Below are 16,280 nucleotides of genomic sequence, written 5' to 3'. Positions count from 1 at the left end.
AATTTGTCTGAGCTCGCTTTCTGCAAGTGATGCGAAGCCTTCTTATTTGGCTTGAAGCTGGCGCAGCACAAGCACACCAAGGTACGTGCCTGTATACTTGTCTTTCATGTTAGAATGAATGTGAATCTTGTGTTTAAGTTCTTTATATCATGGAATTACTTCCCAGAACCAACAAATTGATTTCTAGCCGCACCTAGACCAACGATACCAAGTAGAGCAGAAGCGCCAACCAATATCAGGAGTGGAACGCTCCAACTATGACTGGCATCATGCAAGTATCCAATCAGCGCTGGGCCAATTGCTGCTAGTAGATATCCGATGGATTGGGCCATGCCCGATAATTCAGCCGCCTGATGAGCACTTTGGGTACGCAAGCCGAAAAACATCATGGACAAGCCAAAGGCAAAGCCCGCTCCAATTCCAAGAATAATAACCCAAAACAGAACCAGATGGATACTGCTATAAAGAAGTCCAAGTGTTCCGATCAAAAGTAGAATTGTTGTAATAACCACTAACAACCGTTGGCTAGACATGCGACCCGCCATAACTGGAACGATAAATGCAAAGGGGAGCGAAGCCATAATCAGAACCGAGAGAAACCAGCCGGATTGACTTGAACTGATGCCTTGATCTTTTAGTATTTCAGGCAGCCATGCCACCAGCACATAAAAAATGGCCGATTGTATTCCCATAAAAAGAGTCACCTGCCAAGCCAATGGAGAGCGCCATATATTGACCTGATGGTTGTTACCTACGCTGTTAGCAACAGCGGCTGGTTTCGCTGGAGCCTTGAGTTGCGGTACCCAAAAGAGAATGGAGATGACGCTAAGTATCCCCCATACTCCCAAGGCACCTTGCCAGTTCAAGCCTGCCCCCACAGCTAAGGGAACACTAATACCGGAAGCAATCGCCCCGCATAAATTCATGGAAACAGAATAAACCCCTGTCATAGTACCCATTTGCTGTGGAAATTCCCGTTTAATCAGGCTAGGTAGTAATACATTACATATGGTAATAGCAAACCCCAGAACTGCAGTTCCAACATACAAGGTCACTGCTCCGGATAACGAGCGAACAGCAATACCGATGAACAAAAAAATAAGGGAAATCAGGATAATACGTTCTACACCATATTTACGTCCTAATTTTGGTACAAAAGGTGATAACAATGCAAATGCAATTAGTGGAACTGTGGTAATCAAGCCTGCTAAGGTATTCGAAATATGCACGTTCTCTCGAATAAGACTGACTAATGGTCCCACCGATGTGAGGGGAGCACGCAAATTCGCTGCGATAAAAATAATTCCTACGATCATGAACCAGAGTGTCGCTTGCTTGCGAATGCCGGTACTGGATATGCCATCCTGGTTTTTTAACAATTGTTCTGGTGAATTCATAAGGGATTCTCCTACGTTTTAAGTTAATAATCGTCAATTTCATCCATGTGGAGGAAGTACCCTTAAGAGGGGAATGTATTGTACATCACCAAACTGTGGGTGATAAAATGACTGTAATGTCCAACTGCGGCAAGCAATGTTCCTGTTTTCCTTGTTCTTCAATGCTATATACGGTACGACTACAATTTGATCTGCTCTCTTTATGGTTGCCAGACGGTGAGCAATCATCAAAGTTGTTCTTCTCGCTGAAAGCTCTGCAAGAGAATGCTGAATTGAAGTTTCCGTTTCGGTATCCAGTTCAGAGGTGGTCTCGTCCAGGATCAGGGCTGGCGAATTCTTAAGGAACATCGGTAAATAGCCAGTCGCTGTTTTTGTCCCCCGGACAATCTACCCCACGTTCTCCGATCACTTAATCCTTCCCTTCAGATTGTGCATGGATAAAAACCTCTAGTTAAGCCCAGTGAGCGAATTCCTAGATCTTGTCATAAGCGCTATTCTCACGGATGCTTTTCGAAAATAAATAGACATCCTGTTGGACAATCCCGATATTGCTCTAAAGGCAGGAGAGGGTAATATCGGTGATGTTCATTTCATCAATTCGTATGTTGCCTTGTGTAAATTCTTAAAAGCGTGGCAACACGGATCATCAGGTTAATATTGTTGTGAACCAGAGCGAAGCCCTCATACCCAAATGAGATTTCCTCTTTTGCCTTGCAATCCTCGGGACCATAGTGTACCACCTCGCCTATTTCATTCAAGCCATTGGAAATTCGAATCATAAGGTGTCCGTTTTTATGGATATCATAGAAGCGAAAGGCCATTATTCACAATGTACTTAAGCAGGGGTATTCAATACATAAATGTCCAGAAACACTATAGAAGCCCCAAAAAGAGGGACCATTTTTTTCGGACAGAAGCTTGTCTACGAATTGGTTTACTGCAATGGGAAAACCTAATTTGAGCAGGTCTGCAATCGCTGCACAGGTGAAGTCCAATAAAACAGCTTTTTGTATGGCCGGTAATAGGAGGAAATAACGTCACAGTATGTTGATAAGCTCCAAACCTGTTATTCACGGGATTAGTCGTGTCCGTACATTTGAATGCTTCATTTAGCACAGTTTAGCATGGGCCTTTTCAATGTATAAACGAACAGCCATCTCAGCTTGGTGACAATCCTGATTGGCAATGGCTTGATAAAGCAAATCATGAGAGTCGAGATAAAAAGTCGCATTTTTGAAGTCCTTCGTTTCCAAAACCATGTTTTGCAGCGCCTCGGAAATATGATTGTACAAATTCGCCATCAATTGATTATGTGAAGCAGCAATCACCATTTTGTGAAACTCGACATCCCAGTGAGCATAAGCTTTGAGATCATGCTGGCTGGCTGCTTGTCTGCACTGGTCCAAGCATGTCCGAATCGCCTCCAAATCTTCTTCGCCTCTCCTGAGCGCAGCCAGGACAGCAGCCTCTCTTTCCAATGCATATCGGACCTCCAGGCTCTCAAGCTTATCGGTATGCTGAATCACTTTTTTAATCACTGACCCCAAAACACTTGAGGAGCAGACATAGGTCCCATCCCCTTGTCTGGTCTTCAGCAGACCCGCATACGTTAAAGCCCGAATAGCTTCCCTCAAGGTATTACGGCTGACTTGAAGCTGTTCCATTAGTTCGGGCTCTGGAGGAATACGCATCCCTACTTGCCATTCGCTATTTTCGATCTTCCCCTGGATCTGGTAGGCCACCTGTTCCACCAAGGTTAAACGTTGAGTCTGAGCTAACAATAGCATCATTCCTTTATTAAACGTAGGATGTTTGGTATTTCGGAAGTATTATATCAGATTAACTTTGACTTGGAAAGATGAAATTGATAATTATTATCATTACTTTTTCAGAAAATCCAATTGGAAAAGTAGATAATATGTAAATAAAAATGGACAGGCCATGCGAAGCCTACTCCACATGACCTGTCCATTTTTATTCATAACGACTAAGATCAAAGCGCCGAACTGCCAGGATAAAGGCAATCGTCAACTGTTGTTTGCAGTCCTCGTCCATACTTCCATTTCGTTTGGCATATTTATTAATAACTGGCTCATAACGAGTGATCAACGTGGCTTCTGCCTCTTTGTCACCATTCTGCGCTAAATGGAGCAGAGTAGAAGTACTATTCATGTTTGTCCTCCTTTTATCATTCAATTGCAAAATATCAGCGCTGTATGATAAAGCGGGAGGACTGCGACAAGCAAACGAGCCTTTACTTTTCCATAATTCTTTTAAGCTTCACCAATAAGTTTGATTTCATTTTAGACACTGCTTGCCTGCTGATTCCTAAAATTCGAGCAATTTCCTTGTCAGTTTTATCTTCGTAATACTTATGGTACAGAATTTTTTGTTCTTTTAAAGTGAGAGGTGATAGTTCAGGAATTTGAGAAAAAACAAGAACATGTTGATGTTGTAACAAGTTGCTCTGATCAACTAGAAAATTGATATTAATCTCAAAAGTGACAGCATCGAAAGGAACAATATAAGTTGAATCGCGTCGCAGCTTTTCAAAATAATCTTTTTGAGCATGCTGTAGACAGGCTTTAACATAACTGCTGAATGCTCTTTCTAAGAAGTCATTAGCCCCAATCCTTAATGTCATAAGTTTCCATCTCCTCTCTGTAATTAAATGGGGAGCAGCGTCGAAAAAGGCAACCTCTAAACAAAAAATCAAAGGTGGAGGTCTATAGGCAGTTTTCAGTATTAGTTACGCACCCCACCTTTGAAGTGACCTAATCATATACAGTAGGCGTTTATTGGAAATCTTATCGAGCCTAATCCTCACTCCAATTTGATAATGATATTGATTATCAATATCATTCGTGTTATTATATTTTTGTTCAGTACTGAATAAAAATATAATAATCTAGTACCTTGACCAAAGTAAATCTAGGGATTGGGATAAACTTCAAGCGGACCTGTTGCATGGCATGCATGAAATAAATCCAAAGATTTGACACGGTCAAGGTACTAGTTTGGCAAATGAAGTTGATCTGTAACTACTAAAAGAGAGGAGAGATTGTGAAATTGGAGTTTCAAAATCATTTTAAAGGTCGTCTTTACGAGCAATATATTAGAATGCTGCATTTGAATGAATTGTATACTGAACATGAAATTAACTTGTTTCGGGAGCAAGCCAGAAAGCATCAAATCGACATGCTCTCCAATAATATTACTAGTGTACACGTTATTGATTGCATTGGTGATCATGAACCAATAAATCATACTGGAATTGTAAGAAAAATGGATTTATCCAAAGCAAGCATTACAAATATTAGTTCAAAGTTGCTGGAAATGGGCTTCATCATGAGAAGTCAACTGAACAACAATCGTAAGGAGATTTACTTTAGTTTAACGGATAAGGGAAGACATGTTTATCATTTGCATAAAGAGCTGCACAAAGAAAAAGAAGAAAGGTTTTACCAATTCATTGAATCCTATTCAGAGGCTGAGCTGCAGACTATTGGAAAATTTATGAGTGATTTGGTGGCGCGTGCCGAAGAATACTCCGAAGGGAAGTTTACGATAAATGACGACATTAAAGATTGAGGAATTAAGATCCAATATTGAAGGGAAAGAAATTTTAAAAGGGCTCACATTGGAGATTCAGGGCGGAGAGATTCATGCGATTATGGGGCCTAACGGGACGGGGAAAAGTACGTTGGCTTCTGCGTTAATGGGCCATCCCAAATATGAGGTTACTGGCGGCAAGGTGACATTGGACAATGAAGACCTTCTGGAGATGGAGGTGGATGAGCGTGCCCGGGCAGGCTTGTTCCTCGCTATGCAATACCCAAGTGAAATTGCCGGCGTAACGAACTCGGACTTTCTCAGAAGTGCCATCAATGCACGGCGTGAAGAAGGCGAGGAGATATCAATAATCCGTTTCATCCGTGAATTGGAGAGCAAAATGAAGGGGCTGGAGATGAACCTGGAATTCGCGCATCGTTATTTGAATGAGGGATTTTCCGGCGGTGAAAAAAAGCGTAATGAGATTTTGCAAATGATGCTGCTTGAACCCAAATTTGTAATTTTGGATGAAGTAGATTCCGGGCTTGATATTGATGCACTACGTATTGTAGCCAATGGTGTAAATGAGTTGCGCAGTCCAGACAGAGGATTTATCATCATTACCCATTATCAGCGCCTGCTGAACTATATTACCCCGGATTTTGTGCATGTCATGATGCAAGGTCGGATTGTCAAATCTGGCGGCCCGGAGCTTGCCCACCGTTTAGAGGCAGAAGGGTACGATTGGGTAAAAGAGGAGCTTGGGATTACGGATGAGACGGTAGGCGAGGAAGTTTGAAAGCTGAAGAGGAGGAAAAGCAAGTGGGTATACAAGCAAAAATTTCAATGAATGCGAACGCTTTATGCGCTTGGTCAAGTGCTAAGGATGAACCTCGTTGGTTGCTTGAACGCCGGATTCGGGCACTCGAGCTGGCAGGGACGCTGGAGCTGCCTAAAGTGGAGAAAATCAAACTTGAAAAATGGGATATCTACGAAAGTGGTGATTACAAAGCTGAGAATGCGTGGTCAGGGTTGGAAGATGCACCGGAGGTTGTTCGAGGTTTGGTTGCCTCTCCGGTGGAAGGCGGACTCATCGTTCAGATCAATTCGGATGTAGTGTACACAGAATTGTCGGCTGGTTTAGCCGCACAGGGAGTGATTTTAACTGATCTGCATACTGCGGCGAGAGAACATGAGGAATTGGTTCAATGTTACCTCGACCGGGCAGTGAAGCCGGAAGAGCACAGATTGTCTGCTGTGCACAGTGCCTTATGGAGTGGTGGCGTTTTTCTATATGTCCCAGACGGTATAGAGGTTGAAGTTCCCATTCAAGCGATCTTTTATAGCGATACGAGCGGGGCGCTTTTTGCTCCTCACATCTTGATTGTGACTGGTAACAACAGCAAGATCAGCTATGTGGATCATTGTATATCGAGAAGAGATGATATCAAGGTTTTGCATAATGGTGTGGTAGAGGTGTTTGCAGGGGCAGGCTCCAAGGTGCAAGTTGCTTCTGTTCATCAGCTTGCTGCAGCAACAACGGATTTCACCCAGCGGCATGCGGTTGCGCTTGCGGATGGCGGTGTAGAATGGATTATCGGCGAGATGAATAATGGCTATACCGCCAGTGATACCAAAACATTGCTCCAGGGTAACGGGTCCATCTCTGACGCCAAGGTAATTGCGATAGGCTCTGGGGACCAGAAATTGAGTTATACTACGCAAGCCCAGCATTTTGGCAGAAGCTCGGCGAGTCAAATGATCACACGAGCAGTAATGCGTGAAGAAGCTACGGCCATTATCAACGGGATTACAAAAATTGAAAAAGGTGCAACCCATTGTGATGGTCAGCAAACAGAACGTGTACTGATGTTAAGTCCAAATGCGCGCGGTGATGCCAATCCGATCCTGCTGATAGATGAGGATGATGTAACCGCCGGTCATGCTGCATCCGTGGGGCAAGTAAATACGGAACAAATCTATTATCTGATGTCGCGCGGGATCTCACGGAGTGAAGCCGAATATCTTGTTATTTTCGGATTCCTCGCTCCTGTCATTTCGGAGATCCCGCTGGAGGGAGTGCGTAGCCGCCTGCAGGATGTAGTGGAGAAAAAGCTTGGCAGATCATAGGGAATCAGAGGCAATCAAAGTGAGTCTTATGAGAGTTAAAAGGAGCGATAACAATGGCTAAAAAAGCGCCGGATATGGGTGAATATAAATATGGGTTTCGCGATGAGCACCAGTCTATTTTTCAATCTGGAAAAGGTCTAACTGAAGAGATTGTCCGAGAAATTTCCCGAATTAAGGAAGAGCCGGAGTGGATGCTCGATTTTCGGCTGAAAGCTTTGAAGCAATTCTACAAAATGCCGATGCCTCAATGGGGAGCGGATTTGTCTGGACTAAATCTTGATAACATCCAATATTACGTTCGCCCTTCCGAAAAACAGGGAAAGACCTGGGAGGAGGTTCCCTCCGAGATTAAAGCAACCTTTGACAAGCTAGGGATTCCTGAAGCGGAGCAAAAGTTTCTGGCAGGCGTATCCGCTCAATACGAGTCGGAAGTAGTCTATCACAGTATGCGGAAGGAACTGGAGGATCAGGGCGTTGTTTTCCTTGATACGGATACTGCTTTAAAGCAATATCCTGAAGTGTTCAAGCAACATTTTGGAACGATCATCCCTCCCGCCGACAATAAATTTGCGGCGCTTAACAGTGCGGTTTGGTCAGGTGGCAGCTTTGTATACATCCCGAGGGGTGTTCAGTGTGAGGTTCCTATACAAGGGTATTTTCGTATTAATTCTGAAAATATGGGACAATTCGAGCGGACATTAATTATTGCCGAAGAGGGTAGTTTTATCCATTATGTTGAAGGATGCACAGCGCCTATTTATAGTACCAGTTCTCTGCATAGCGGAGTTATTGAAATTATTTGCCGGAAAGATTCCCGTGTCCGTTACACGACAATCCAGAATTGGGCGCCTAATATCTACAACTTGGTAACCCAAAGGGCTGTGGCAGAGGAAAATGCCACAATGGAATGGGTGGACGGCAACATCGGCTCCAAGGTAACCATGAAGTATCCGGCTGTAATACTGAAAGGAAGGGGAGCCAAGGGGTCCATCCTGTCTATTGCCGTAGCCGGTAAAGATCAGCATCAAGATGCCGGCGCGAAGGTCATTCACCTTGCTCCCGAGACAACATCTACGATTATATCCAAATCCATCAGCAAGCATGGCGGCAAAGTAAACTACCGGGGATTGTCAAGCTTCAGCCGCGATTCCGCAGGATCCAAGTCCAATATTAAGTGTGATACGTTGATTTTGGATAACCTGTCAACATCAGATACGATTCCGTACAATGAAATTAAAAACGATCAGATTACTTTGGAGCATGAGGCAACAGTATCCAAAGTGTCCGAGGAACAATTGTTTTACTTAATGAGCCGCGGGCTTACAGAACAAGATGCCACACAAATGATTGTAATGGGCTTTATTGAGCCGTTTACCAAAGAATTGCCGATGGAATATGCCGTTGAAATGAATCGGCTGATTCAATTTGAAATGGAAGGAAGCATCGGTTGATTCAATAATTTAATAGATCAAACCTTTGTCACTCTTTAAAGAAGTACGAGGTGTTAGTAATGAAGAAACATAATTCGGACAATTCAGAACTAGCTCAAATTACCCGAGAGATACGGAAACTTCAGTTCTACTTCAATATGCTGTCAGGATTGAGCGCAAGTTGTGGTGTGATGATACCTTTAGACTCTATTTATACGCTTATAAGGGAACTTTCGGATCAAGAGGCCATTCTTAGGCAAAAAGCAAAGGATCACTCAGACATCTAGGGTGAAAAAAGGCATGAATTGACTGTTGGTAAAACAATGAGAGGAGCTGGCATAATGGAGGAGAATGGAATTTTATTCGATGAAGTATCGGAAGTGCTTCTCAAACTACGTCCTTTCTTACTGCGTGACGGTGGAGATGCTGAACTGGTCGAGGTTGAGAACGGTATAGCGAAATTAAGATTTTTGGGAGCTTGCAACGGTTGCCCAAGTGCGACGATTACGTTAAAGGCTGCTATTGAACGTGCAATTCTTGAAGAGATTGAAGATATTAAAGAAGTTGTACAAGTATTCTGAATTTATTTAGGTAAAAGACACTAAATGTATCCTCAAATGTACGCATGCTGTGTGTCTGAGGTATCTTAAGAGAGCTGTCATCACTCATTCGCTCGTTCTCACCATAGAGAAAGGAGCACACTTGAAGTAAATAATACGAAGGTATAAAAGATCAAGAATCAATCAAAGTTATCAATTCTTATAATATAAATGGGGATTTGGAACGAGAAAGGCAACTAGCGTCAACAAATGATAATATTTAGCTAAAATTAAATAAGTGAAAAAAAGTGCAAAGCCATATGAAGTGTACTCCATATGGCTTTGCACGTAATTATTTGTAGCGATTAAGATCAAAGCGACGAACTGCCAGTATAAAAGCAATTGTCAACTGTTGTTTGCAATCTTCTTCAATGCTTCCATTTCGTTTTGCGTATTTATTGATAACTGGCTCATAACGGGTGTGTTGCTATTAGCCTGACGGCAGCATCATCCGTCCCTGCCCGAATTATCGGGAAGCACGCAGTTGCAAGGATCTGCGTCCGACGGCTCATTTTTATTGCATCAAAACTATAACAACTGATTGAGCTTGCTTTCAGGCTCTTCACCATTTTCTACACGTTTTATATTATTGACAAAAAAATCATATCTTTTTTTATGAAATTTCCGGCCATCAGGCATTCCTGCTGTATGGGGCGTAAGGATCACATTACCCAGATTCCGGAGCTCACTGTCCAAAGGAAGCGGTTCAGTTTCAAACACATCCAGGCATGAGCCGGCAATATCCCCGTTTTTTAGAGCATCAATCAAGTCTCGTTCGTTGACAATCCCGCCGCGGGCCGTATTGATAAACAAAGCGGTACTCTTCATTTTCTGGAATACCGTTTTGTTGATCAACTGCTTGGTTTGCGGATTCAAGGGCAAGTGTACACTGACGATGTCCGATGTGCTTACAAGAGTATTGAAATCCGTCATTTTCACAAAACCGTCCGATTGTGCAACGGGATTTCTCTTATAAGCCAGCACCTTCATATCAAACACTCGGCAAAACGCAGCTACTTTTTTTCCGATAGCGCCCAAACCGATAATCCCAATGGTTTTACCTTCTAATTCACATCCGGTATAGTCCAAATGATGTTCATCCATCCTGTTTTTCATGAACGCATCCAGAAACGGTATGTTTTTATAATAAGACAAGATCAGTGCCATGACGTGCTCAGCCACTGTCTGTGCATTCACGCCTGCAGCATTGGCCACCCAAATGCCACGTTGTGTGCAGGCAGGGATATCCACATTATCAAATCCTGCACCTGTCTGTACCAACTTTAAATTTTTTGCAGTAGAAAGCAGGCTGTGATCTACTTTAATATGTTCAGGGATTATGACCTGGCAATCTTCAATATGATGCAGCATTTCTTTTCCGGGCGGGACAATAACTACGTTCCAATCTTGCGGAAAATATCTTGCGATATTTGATTTTGAGGTTTCGTTAAAATAACCAACTATAAGAATTTTCATGTTAAACCACCCTTCGTTGCTGTTTGTCTTGATTAATGATAATTTTAAATATGAAGAATAATGGTGTAAAACTCAAATATTTCGAGAACTATATTAAGTATTTCTATATATTGAGGGGATATTCTATGTATTTTCCTGGGATTGAAGCATTTTTAGCTATTGTACGGACCCAGAATATAAGCAAGGCGGCCGAATGGCTGCACTTGTCACAAGCGACGGTAAGCTACCGGTTAAAGACATTGGAGGAGGAAATGGGCGGCCTTTTGGTTGAGCGGAGAAAAGGGGCATCCAAAATCAGTCTGACCCCAAAAGGGGAGAACTTTTTTAGCATTGCGGAACGTTGGGAGGCTCTTTGGAGGGAAACACAAATCTTACAGGCTAGCGGTTCGCAGTTAAGTTTGGCCATAAGCGCTGCCGAAAGTATAAGTCATTTTGTTTTGCCTCCTGTGTATAAAATGCTAAATCAGCATACTCCGTCAATCCGTCTGCAAATTCGTACGCAGCATACTCAGGAAGCTTTCGATAGTATTGAGCGACGCGAGATGGATGTGGCATTTGTGGTGCGGGAAATCGTGTCGCCTAGTGTCACGGTTAAACCGGTTTTTACGGAAGAAATGGTGCTGCTGCGTCTCGCTGTGCCGGGGCGTCAGGCTGGAGGTGCGGTTGAAATGAAAGAATTGGAGGCACAGCACGAAGTCTTCATCAATTGGAACAGAGAGTTTCAATTCAGACATGATCAGTGGTGGGATCCTCTTTGCCCATCCCGTGTTCATCTGGATACAGCGGGACTCATCACTACTTTTTTGAATGACACCAAACAATGGACGATCGTGCCCGCTTCGATTGGCGAATATATGATGCGGATGGGAGATTTTGTTCTCCAGAAACTATCGGTTTCTGTGCCTCCAAGAATATGCTATAAGGTAACGCATAAGTTTCCAAACCAGGCTTTACACGAGCCCCTTCGTATTCTTGATAACTATCTGCAAGATATATTTGGAATACAATGATCCGGGATATACTTGCAATTGATTATGAGCTTGCAAACTGGTGTATGAAGAAAATAGAGTGTTAGTCTGAAGCTTGCGAAGCAAACTGGTTTTTAGAATTTCGAGGTTTGTGTTCTTTATATAAGTTGGGATGCAGTAATTGGCAGACCGACATGTGCGCTGGTACAGGCATGCTGATGATGGCTTTGGAGGACTCTCCTAATCGGCATACTTGGCTGAACAACGCGAATGCAATATTGAAGGCCCAACTGGTGTGAATCCAGATGGATCATGGCCTGAATCTATACGATATCATCATGCAGCTTTAGAGCGGTTTGCCGGTTATGCGAAGGTGCTGGAGAATGTGACGGGTGAGAATTGGTTTGAGAGTACTACGCTGTTACATATGTTTAGATATAGCGTAGGTAGCGGACTCTGGGGTATGAATACTTCGGCGGCGGGATATCCACACCTCCTTTTGGCGAAGGGCCTGTGAAGCCGGTTTCGATGCGGTATAGCTGCTGGTGGCGGGAAGTTCATTAAACTCACTTTTATGTTAATGGTGATTGTGTAAATCGAAAAATAAACAAGACCAGTTTTTCCGAACGTATGGTCTCAATAGAGGAGTTAACAATGACAAAAGAACGTAAGATTATTTTTACCATAACCATACTCTATACACTTTTAATTCTTTATTTTATGTTTTTTGCCTTTAATAGAATGGATGCCTCAGAGCACACAACGGGCTACACCTTTATTTTTTTGCCGGACAATCCCTTTAATTTGCCAACAATATCTGACCTTCTGCATCCTACCCTCATGGATTTGGTGGGATTCGGAAACCTTATAGCCTTTATCCCTTTCGGTATATTCATCCCATTGTTATATCGGATCTCCTTTATTCGCTTCATTACATTGTTCTTTCTGGCGATTATTGTGATGGAAACCATACAGGCACTATCGTTTCTCGGCAGCTTCGACATTAACGACGCCCTTCTGAATTCATTAGGCGCAGCAGTCGGTTTTGGGGCGTACAAGCTTGGTTTTCGTTCAAGTAATATTCGGCGCAATATTGTAATAACCTCCATTTCCTGTATGGTTCTGTTTCTAGGGGTATGGGGATTATCTGGGATTGTGGATAAAGCGTTAACCAAAGAAGAAGGTCCCTTTGTGGCGATAAACGAATTGATAGACAGTTCCGGAAATATATCAACTGGTAACAATATAAATAGCTTTAGAATAAGCGGTCAAGACATAAAACCCCGCTTTAATATGTATGGCGTTGAAGGTAGGAATATAGAAACGTTTACGTATAAGTATAAAGAGCAGATGATATTCTCTTTGTATTATGGAACGCCTGAACCATCGGATTATTCGGGAAGCGTTAGGGTTTCCGTTGATGGACAAGAAGTATTAAATAGTTCTGGAGAAGGTCAACGCCTTCATCCCGAGCTGTTCCCGGCAATGTTTAGTATTCCTATTCAAGCAGGTGGCGAACTCACGATAACTATTGAGGGGAACGAAAAAGTATGGGATGTCGGGTATAGGAAGATGCAATATTTTTGGAATTAAGTCCATAGATTAAATTCGACTTACGAGGACTTCATCATTCCCAAGGCTGATTCGGACTAGGATGTACGGCAGGTGCTGGAGAAGGCTGGCATCAGTTCTCGGCCGGGGACAATTTCGACATTATTGCCATGGTGGAAAAAGGCCTGGGCAGCAGCATCCTCCCGGAGCTGGTCACCCGGTTCCAGCATGAGCATGTAGCCATGCTTGAGCTGGAAGAGTGCAGCTTCCGTTCCCTTGGCCTCGCGGGTTAACTCGATGAAATATGCTTCACCAGCAACGCGGCGGTTTCTGCAGCATGTGCAGAGCTGGTCGTCCGGCCAGGGAGTGATTTGACCCAGTAAACATGCCTTTTTGCCAATGGTCATCATTTGCTTAATTTTCGTCCTTCGTTGTCAAGAAACAACAGCTCGTAGTATTTTTTTGGCCGCCCTTTACTGTTGTCCCGTTTTTCAAATACCGTTTGTACGTACTTACTTTCTTCAATTTTGTTAAGGATACGGTTTGCACCTCTGACGGTCATGGACAGGCACTCGGCAACATCCTCAGAGGATAATTTATTGGTTCTCATGATTTCTGCATAGGACATGATTTTTTGCAAATTGATGTTGTTGATTCCGATCCTTTTGGCTAACGCAATGATTTCCGGGTCCCCCTGTTCGGAGAACTGGATGACATTCATGCTCCGCATGGGGCCGACAACCTTCTGATTCTCGTCTATAAAAAAGCTGCAACTGCCCGTAAAGGCCTCCGCCTGTCTGTGAGCTTTGGTAGCGTTGACGTTCGCTTGAAAATATTCATGCCCCGAGCCCCACCCAATCTTCACCTTGTCGCTTATGCGCCCTTCCAGATACTCCAGCAGGGTGCAGTTATGCGCGTTAGAGGTGATCCTCATGAAATTTCCGTAGGTAGTGTACAGTCTGACAAAGCCTTCTGAAATTTGGGCCGTGTCTGCCAGATTCATGCTGTGCAGAAACCTGCCGACAAGGACTTTTAGCTCATGAAGCTGCTCTTCAGAGGGTGGCTGCTCTGTTATGGCCGATAAGCATGCAACAACTGCCCTCTGGTTCTTAAGCTTGAGGATGGTAATTTCGTTGATGATCTCGCTTATGGTCTCTTTGACGTTCTCCAAGGTGGGGCGGATTAAGATATATCTGACTCCGTGCTTTTGCAGTTCCGGGACAAAATGGCCGAACGCCGTGATGGACAGGTCTATTTTCTCATCTTCCCACAGCGTGATATGGTTCTCCAGCATGGTCTCCACCCGTTTGAGCAAATCTCCGCTGTCAATGGGTTTGCCCTCATGAGTCAGGTATTGCTGGAATTCGCTGAAAGACTCGATGATATACGCATAATCCACATAGATCCGAGAGATATCCAGCCCATGTTCTGTAACCAGCAGCCGGAAAAGCTCCCTGTACAGCAGGTTCTCATCATCCTGCAAAATGTGAACAGGCACCTTGTCATCCAGGCTTTCCTTATCGATGGACTCGTAAAGCATCCTGCCGCTGATCACAAATCCATCCACCGAATCCAGGTTTTTGAGATAGATGTCTGTTGTTTCCCGGAAATTGCTGATGGTAAGAAACCGGAACTGACATAGTGGCCGCATTTCTTCTTCAATGGCGCGGAAATAGTCCATATGGGTCTCAGGCGTGATAATACCCAGCTTGATTTTCATGATAGATTCCTTTCATAAACAGTTCAATCAAAAGAGTTATATCACAATAAATGTGATATTACAATGTTCCGGCAGCCTCTGAAATAATGTTCTTAAAATGTCTTAATATCTCTTGACAGCGAATAAAAATGCCAGTACGATAAATGTGTTCTTAAAAAGTCTTAAAATACAAAGGGGGGAATGTTAACTCTGTTCTAACGTTCATTTAATTTGTGCTTTGGGAGATGTTCATTGTGAGTGAAGAAGCTGAAGACTTTTGGAGTATGGCTCATCAGCTGCAGGACAAATTGGTCATGTACAGGCATCATCTTCATGCGGTTCCGGAGCTTGATCTAAGTTTGCCCAAGACAACTGCATACGTTCAAGAGGCGCTGGAGTCGATAGGTCTTAAGCCCGCTCCCGTAGGAGAATCAGGCTTAATGGTTACCATTGGCGGACAGCATGACGGGAAGGTGGTTCTGATCCGTGCGGATATGGACGGGCTGCCCATTCAAGAAGAAACGGATCTTTCTTATGCGTCGTTGAATGGAAACATGCATGCTTGCGGTCATGACATGCATACTTCCATGCTGCTGGGAGCTGCGGAGATCCTGAAGGCTAACGAAGGGCAGCTTCACGGGACGGTTAAGCTTATGTTTCAGCCGGGTGAAGAGACGCTGCACGGGGCGAAAATGATGCTTGAGAGCGGGATTCTCGACAATCCTAAGGTGGATGCAGCCATGATGCTTCACGTATTGACCGGAATGCCGCTTCCTATCGGACAATTTGTAGTGCCTGAGGAAGGTGGAGCGATATCTGCTTCTTCAGATTGGTTCGAAATCATCATCCGCGGAAGGGGCTCACATGGCGCAATGCCCGAGGCCGCAGTGGACCCCTTAAATGTAGCGGCTCATCTTCATCTGGCGCTGCAGGGTATCCTTAGCCGGGAAATATCGCCGATTGATAATGCAGTGCTTACCATTGGCGTGATGGAAGGCGGAAGTACAAACAACGTGATTCCCGATATGGCCAGAATGAAAGGCAGTGTACGTACCTTTAACGCCGCATTGCGGGATAAAATGGAGACCCGTATCCGTGAAATTTCCGCAGGGATCGGAGAAACTTTCCAGGCCAAGGTGGAAGTGATCTATACGAGGGGATGTCCTGAGGTGAAAACGGACAGCGGGCTGAACCGGCAAATGAGAACGACGATTGCCAACACTTTTGGCGCGAATTCCTTCATCGGTATAACCCAACTGGTATCCGGTGGTAAATTAATGGGATCAGAAGACTTCGCATTTGTATCACAGGCGGTGCCAAGTACCACAGTGTTCCTTAACGCAGGCAATGCCGAAGAAGGTTACAGATACCCTGTACACCATCCAAAGACGATGTTCTCGGATGAGGTGCTTCATAGAGGGGCTGCGGCTTACGCTGCTTTTGCCAGAGATTGGCTTGAAAGTAATAGATAAGTTCTA

The 16,280-nt window shown here is 43.9% G+C and carries 15 protein-coding genes and 2 pseudogenes; 8 read left to right on the top strand and 9 right to left on the bottom strand.

Going from position 1 to position 16,280, the window contains the following annotated elements; translation table 11 throughout:
• Positions 1-155: 155 nt before the first annotated feature.
• The 5 genes and pseudogenes from HPL003_RS02395 to HPL003_RS02375 all read right to left on the bottom strand — a co-directional run bounded on the left by HPL003_RS02395 (position 156) and on the right by HPL003_RS02375 (position 4,041).
• Positions 156-1,397 carry a CynX/NimT family MFS transporter gene (locus HPL003_RS02395; protein WP_014278063.1) on the bottom strand — a complete coding sequence of 414 codons (1,242 nt, stop codon included), beginning with the start codon at positions 1,395-1,397 and terminating at the stop codon, positions 156-158.
• Between the two features lie 85 nt (positions 1,398-1,482).
• Positions 1,483-2,040 (bottom strand): annotated as a pseudogene (locus tag HPL003_RS30390) (ATP-binding cassette domain-containing protein); the annotation flags it as partial.
• Positions 2,041-2,506: 466 nt separating this feature from the next.
• A complete protein-coding gene (locus HPL003_RS02385) occupies positions 2,507-3,178 on the bottom strand; it encodes a FadR/GntR family transcriptional regulator (protein WP_014278061.1) in 672 nt (223 codons plus the stop codon).
• Between the two features lie 193 nt (positions 3,179-3,371).
• Positions 3,372-3,569, bottom strand: a complete 198-nt coding sequence (locus HPL003_RS02380) for a helix-turn-helix domain-containing protein (protein ID WP_014278060.1) — start codon at positions 3,567-3,569, stop codon at positions 3,372-3,374.
• Between the two features lie 82 nt (positions 3,570-3,651).
• Positions 3,652-4,041 carry a sigma-70 family RNA polymerase sigma factor gene (locus HPL003_RS02375; protein ID WP_014278059.1) on the bottom strand — a complete coding sequence of 130 codons (390 nt, stop codon included), beginning with the start codon at positions 4,039-4,041 and terminating at the stop codon, positions 3,652-3,654.
• Positions 4,042-4,460: 419 nt separating this feature from the next.
• Here HPL003_RS02375 and HPL003_RS02370 point away from each other — a divergent pair, with 419 nt between their 5' ends.
• The 5 genes from HPL003_RS02370 (at position 4,461) to HPL003_RS02345 (ending at position 9,090) form a co-directional block, all read left to right on the top strand.
• Positions 4,461-4,988 carry a MarR family transcriptional regulator gene (locus HPL003_RS02370; protein ID WP_238533439.1) on the top strand — a complete coding sequence of 176 codons (528 nt, stop codon included), beginning with the start codon at positions 4,461-4,463 and terminating at the stop codon, positions 4,986-4,988.
• Positions 4,969-5,748, top strand: a complete 780-nt coding sequence (sufC, locus tag HPL003_RS02365; RefSeq protein ID WP_014278057.1) for a Fe-S cluster assembly ATPase SufC — start codon at positions 4,969-4,971, stop codon at positions 5,746-5,748. Before HPL003_RS02370 ends, sufC begins: the two co-directional genes overlap by 20 nt.
• 23 nt (positions 5,749-5,771) lie before the next feature.
• The gene (gene sufD, locus HPL003_RS02360; protein WP_420795072.1) at positions 5,772-7,079 is read left to right on the top strand and encodes a Fe-S cluster assembly protein SufD; all 1,308 of its coding nucleotides are present in this window, start codon (positions 5,772-5,774) and stop codon (positions 7,077-7,079) included.
• A 53-nt stretch (positions 7,080-7,132) separates the two neighbouring features.
• Positions 7,133-8,530: a Fe-S cluster assembly protein SufB gene (gene sufB / locus HPL003_RS02355; RefSeq protein WP_014278055.1), complete on the top strand. Its 1,398-nt coding sequence runs from the start codon at positions 7,133-7,135 to the stop codon at positions 8,528-8,530.
• Positions 8,531-8,850: 320 nt separating this feature from the next.
• A complete protein-coding gene (locus tag HPL003_RS02345) occupies positions 8,851-9,090 on the top strand; it encodes a NifU family protein (protein ID WP_014278053.1) in 240 nt (79 codons plus the stop codon).
• 310 nt (positions 9,091-9,400) lie between these two features.
• On the opposite strand, the pseudogene HPL003_RS29575 reads toward HPL003_RS02345, so the two are convergent.
• Positions 9,401-9,514: pseudogene (locus HPL003_RS29575) on the bottom strand (helix-turn-helix domain-containing protein); the annotation flags it as partial.
• A gap of 122 nt (positions 9,515-9,636) precedes the next feature.
• Positions 9,637-10,584, bottom strand: a complete 948-nt coding sequence (locus HPL003_RS02340) for an NAD(P)-dependent oxidoreductase (protein ID WP_014278052.1) — start codon at positions 10,582-10,584, stop codon at positions 9,637-9,639.
• A 125-nt stretch (positions 10,585-10,709) separates the two neighbouring features.
• On the opposite strand from HPL003_RS02340, the gene HPL003_RS02335 reads away from it, so the two are divergent.
• Entirely contained in the window at positions 10,710-11,594 is an 885-nt protein-coding gene (locus HPL003_RS02335) for a LysR family transcriptional regulator (protein ID WP_014278051.1), read from the top strand.
• Between the two features lie 612 nt (positions 11,595-12,206).
• A complete protein-coding gene (locus HPL003_RS02325) occupies positions 12,207-13,145 on the top strand; it encodes a VanZ family protein (RefSeq protein ID WP_014278048.1) in 939 nt (312 codons plus the stop codon).
• Between the two features lie 56 nt (positions 13,146-13,201).
• Here HPL003_RS02325 and HPL003_RS28830 read toward each other — a convergent pair whose 3' ends face one another.
• Positions 13,202-13,513 carry a hypothetical protein gene (locus tag HPL003_RS28830; RefSeq protein WP_014278047.1) on the bottom strand — a complete coding sequence of 104 codons (312 nt, stop codon included), beginning with the start codon at positions 13,511-13,513 and terminating at the stop codon, positions 13,202-13,204.
• Entirely contained in the window at positions 13,510-14,823 is a 1,314-nt protein-coding gene (locus tag HPL003_RS02315) for a hypothetical protein (RefSeq protein WP_014278046.1), read from the bottom strand. The genes HPL003_RS28830 and HPL003_RS02315 overlap by 4 nt, the downstream gene beginning before the upstream one ends.
• Before the next feature lie 224 nt (positions 14,824-15,047).
• Here HPL003_RS02315 and HPL003_RS02310 point away from each other — a divergent pair, with 224 nt between their 5' ends.
• A complete protein-coding gene (locus HPL003_RS02310; protein WP_043922541.1) occupies positions 15,048-16,274 on the top strand; it encodes a M20 metallopeptidase family protein in 1,227 nt (408 codons plus the stop codon).
• The last annotated feature ends 6 nt before the right edge of the window (positions 16,275-16,280 follow it).

It is taken from the genome of Paenibacillus terrae HPL-003 (assembly GCF_000235585.1).
Taxonomy (GTDB): Bacteria; Bacillota; Bacilli; order Paenibacillales; family Paenibacillaceae; genus Paenibacillus; species Paenibacillus terrae_B.
This window is presented reverse-complemented; position numbering and strand designations above follow the sequence as displayed.

What these genes read in the sequence shown, in the direction of transcription:
- HPL003_RS02395 (WP_014278063.1), bottom strand. Translation starts at nt 1,397, where the DNA reads ATGAATTCACCAGAACAATTGTTAAAAAACCAGGATGGCATATCCAGT.
- HPL003_RS02380 (WP_014278060.1), bottom strand. Translation starts at nt 3,569, where the DNA reads ATGAATAGTACTTCTACTCTGCTCCATTTAGCGCAGAATGGTGACAAA.
- HPL003_RS02375 (WP_014278059.1), bottom strand. Translation starts at nt 4,041, where the DNA reads ATGACATTAAGGATTGGGGCTAATGACTTCTTAGAAAGAGCATTCAGC.
- sufC (WP_014278057.1), top strand. Translation starts at nt 4,969, where the DNA reads ATGACGACATTAAAGATTGAGGAATTAAGATCCAATATTGAAGGGAAA.
- sufB (WP_014278055.1), top strand. Translation starts at nt 7,133, where the DNA reads ATGGCTAAAAAAGCGCCGGATATGGGTGAATATAAATATGGGTTTCGC.
- HPL003_RS02345 (WP_014278053.1), top strand. Translation starts at nt 8,851, where the DNA reads ATGGAGGAGAATGGAATTTTATTCGATGAAGTATCGGAAGTGCTTCTC.
- HPL003_RS02340 (WP_014278052.1), bottom strand. Translation starts at nt 10,584, where the DNA reads ATGAAAATTCTTATAGTTGGTTATTTTAACGAAACCTCAAAATCAAAT.
- HPL003_RS02335 (WP_014278051.1), top strand. Translation starts at nt 10,710, where the DNA reads ATGTATTTTCCTGGGATTGAAGCATTTTTAGCTATTGTACGGACCCAG.
- HPL003_RS02325 (WP_014278048.1), top strand. Translation starts at nt 12,207, where the DNA reads ATGACAAAAGAACGTAAGATTATTTTTACCATAACCATACTCTATACA.
- HPL003_RS28830 (WP_014278047.1), bottom strand. Translation starts at nt 13,513, where the DNA reads ATGATGACCATTGGCAAAAAGGCATGTTTACTGGGTCAAATCACTCCC.
- HPL003_RS02315 (WP_014278046.1), bottom strand. Translation starts at nt 14,823, where the DNA reads ATGAAAATCAAGCTGGGTATTATCACGCCTGAGACCCATATGGACTAT.
- HPL003_RS02310 (WP_043922541.1), top strand. Translation starts at nt 15,048, where the DNA reads ATGTTCATTGTGAGTGAAGAAGCTGAAGACTTTTGGAGTATGGCTCAT.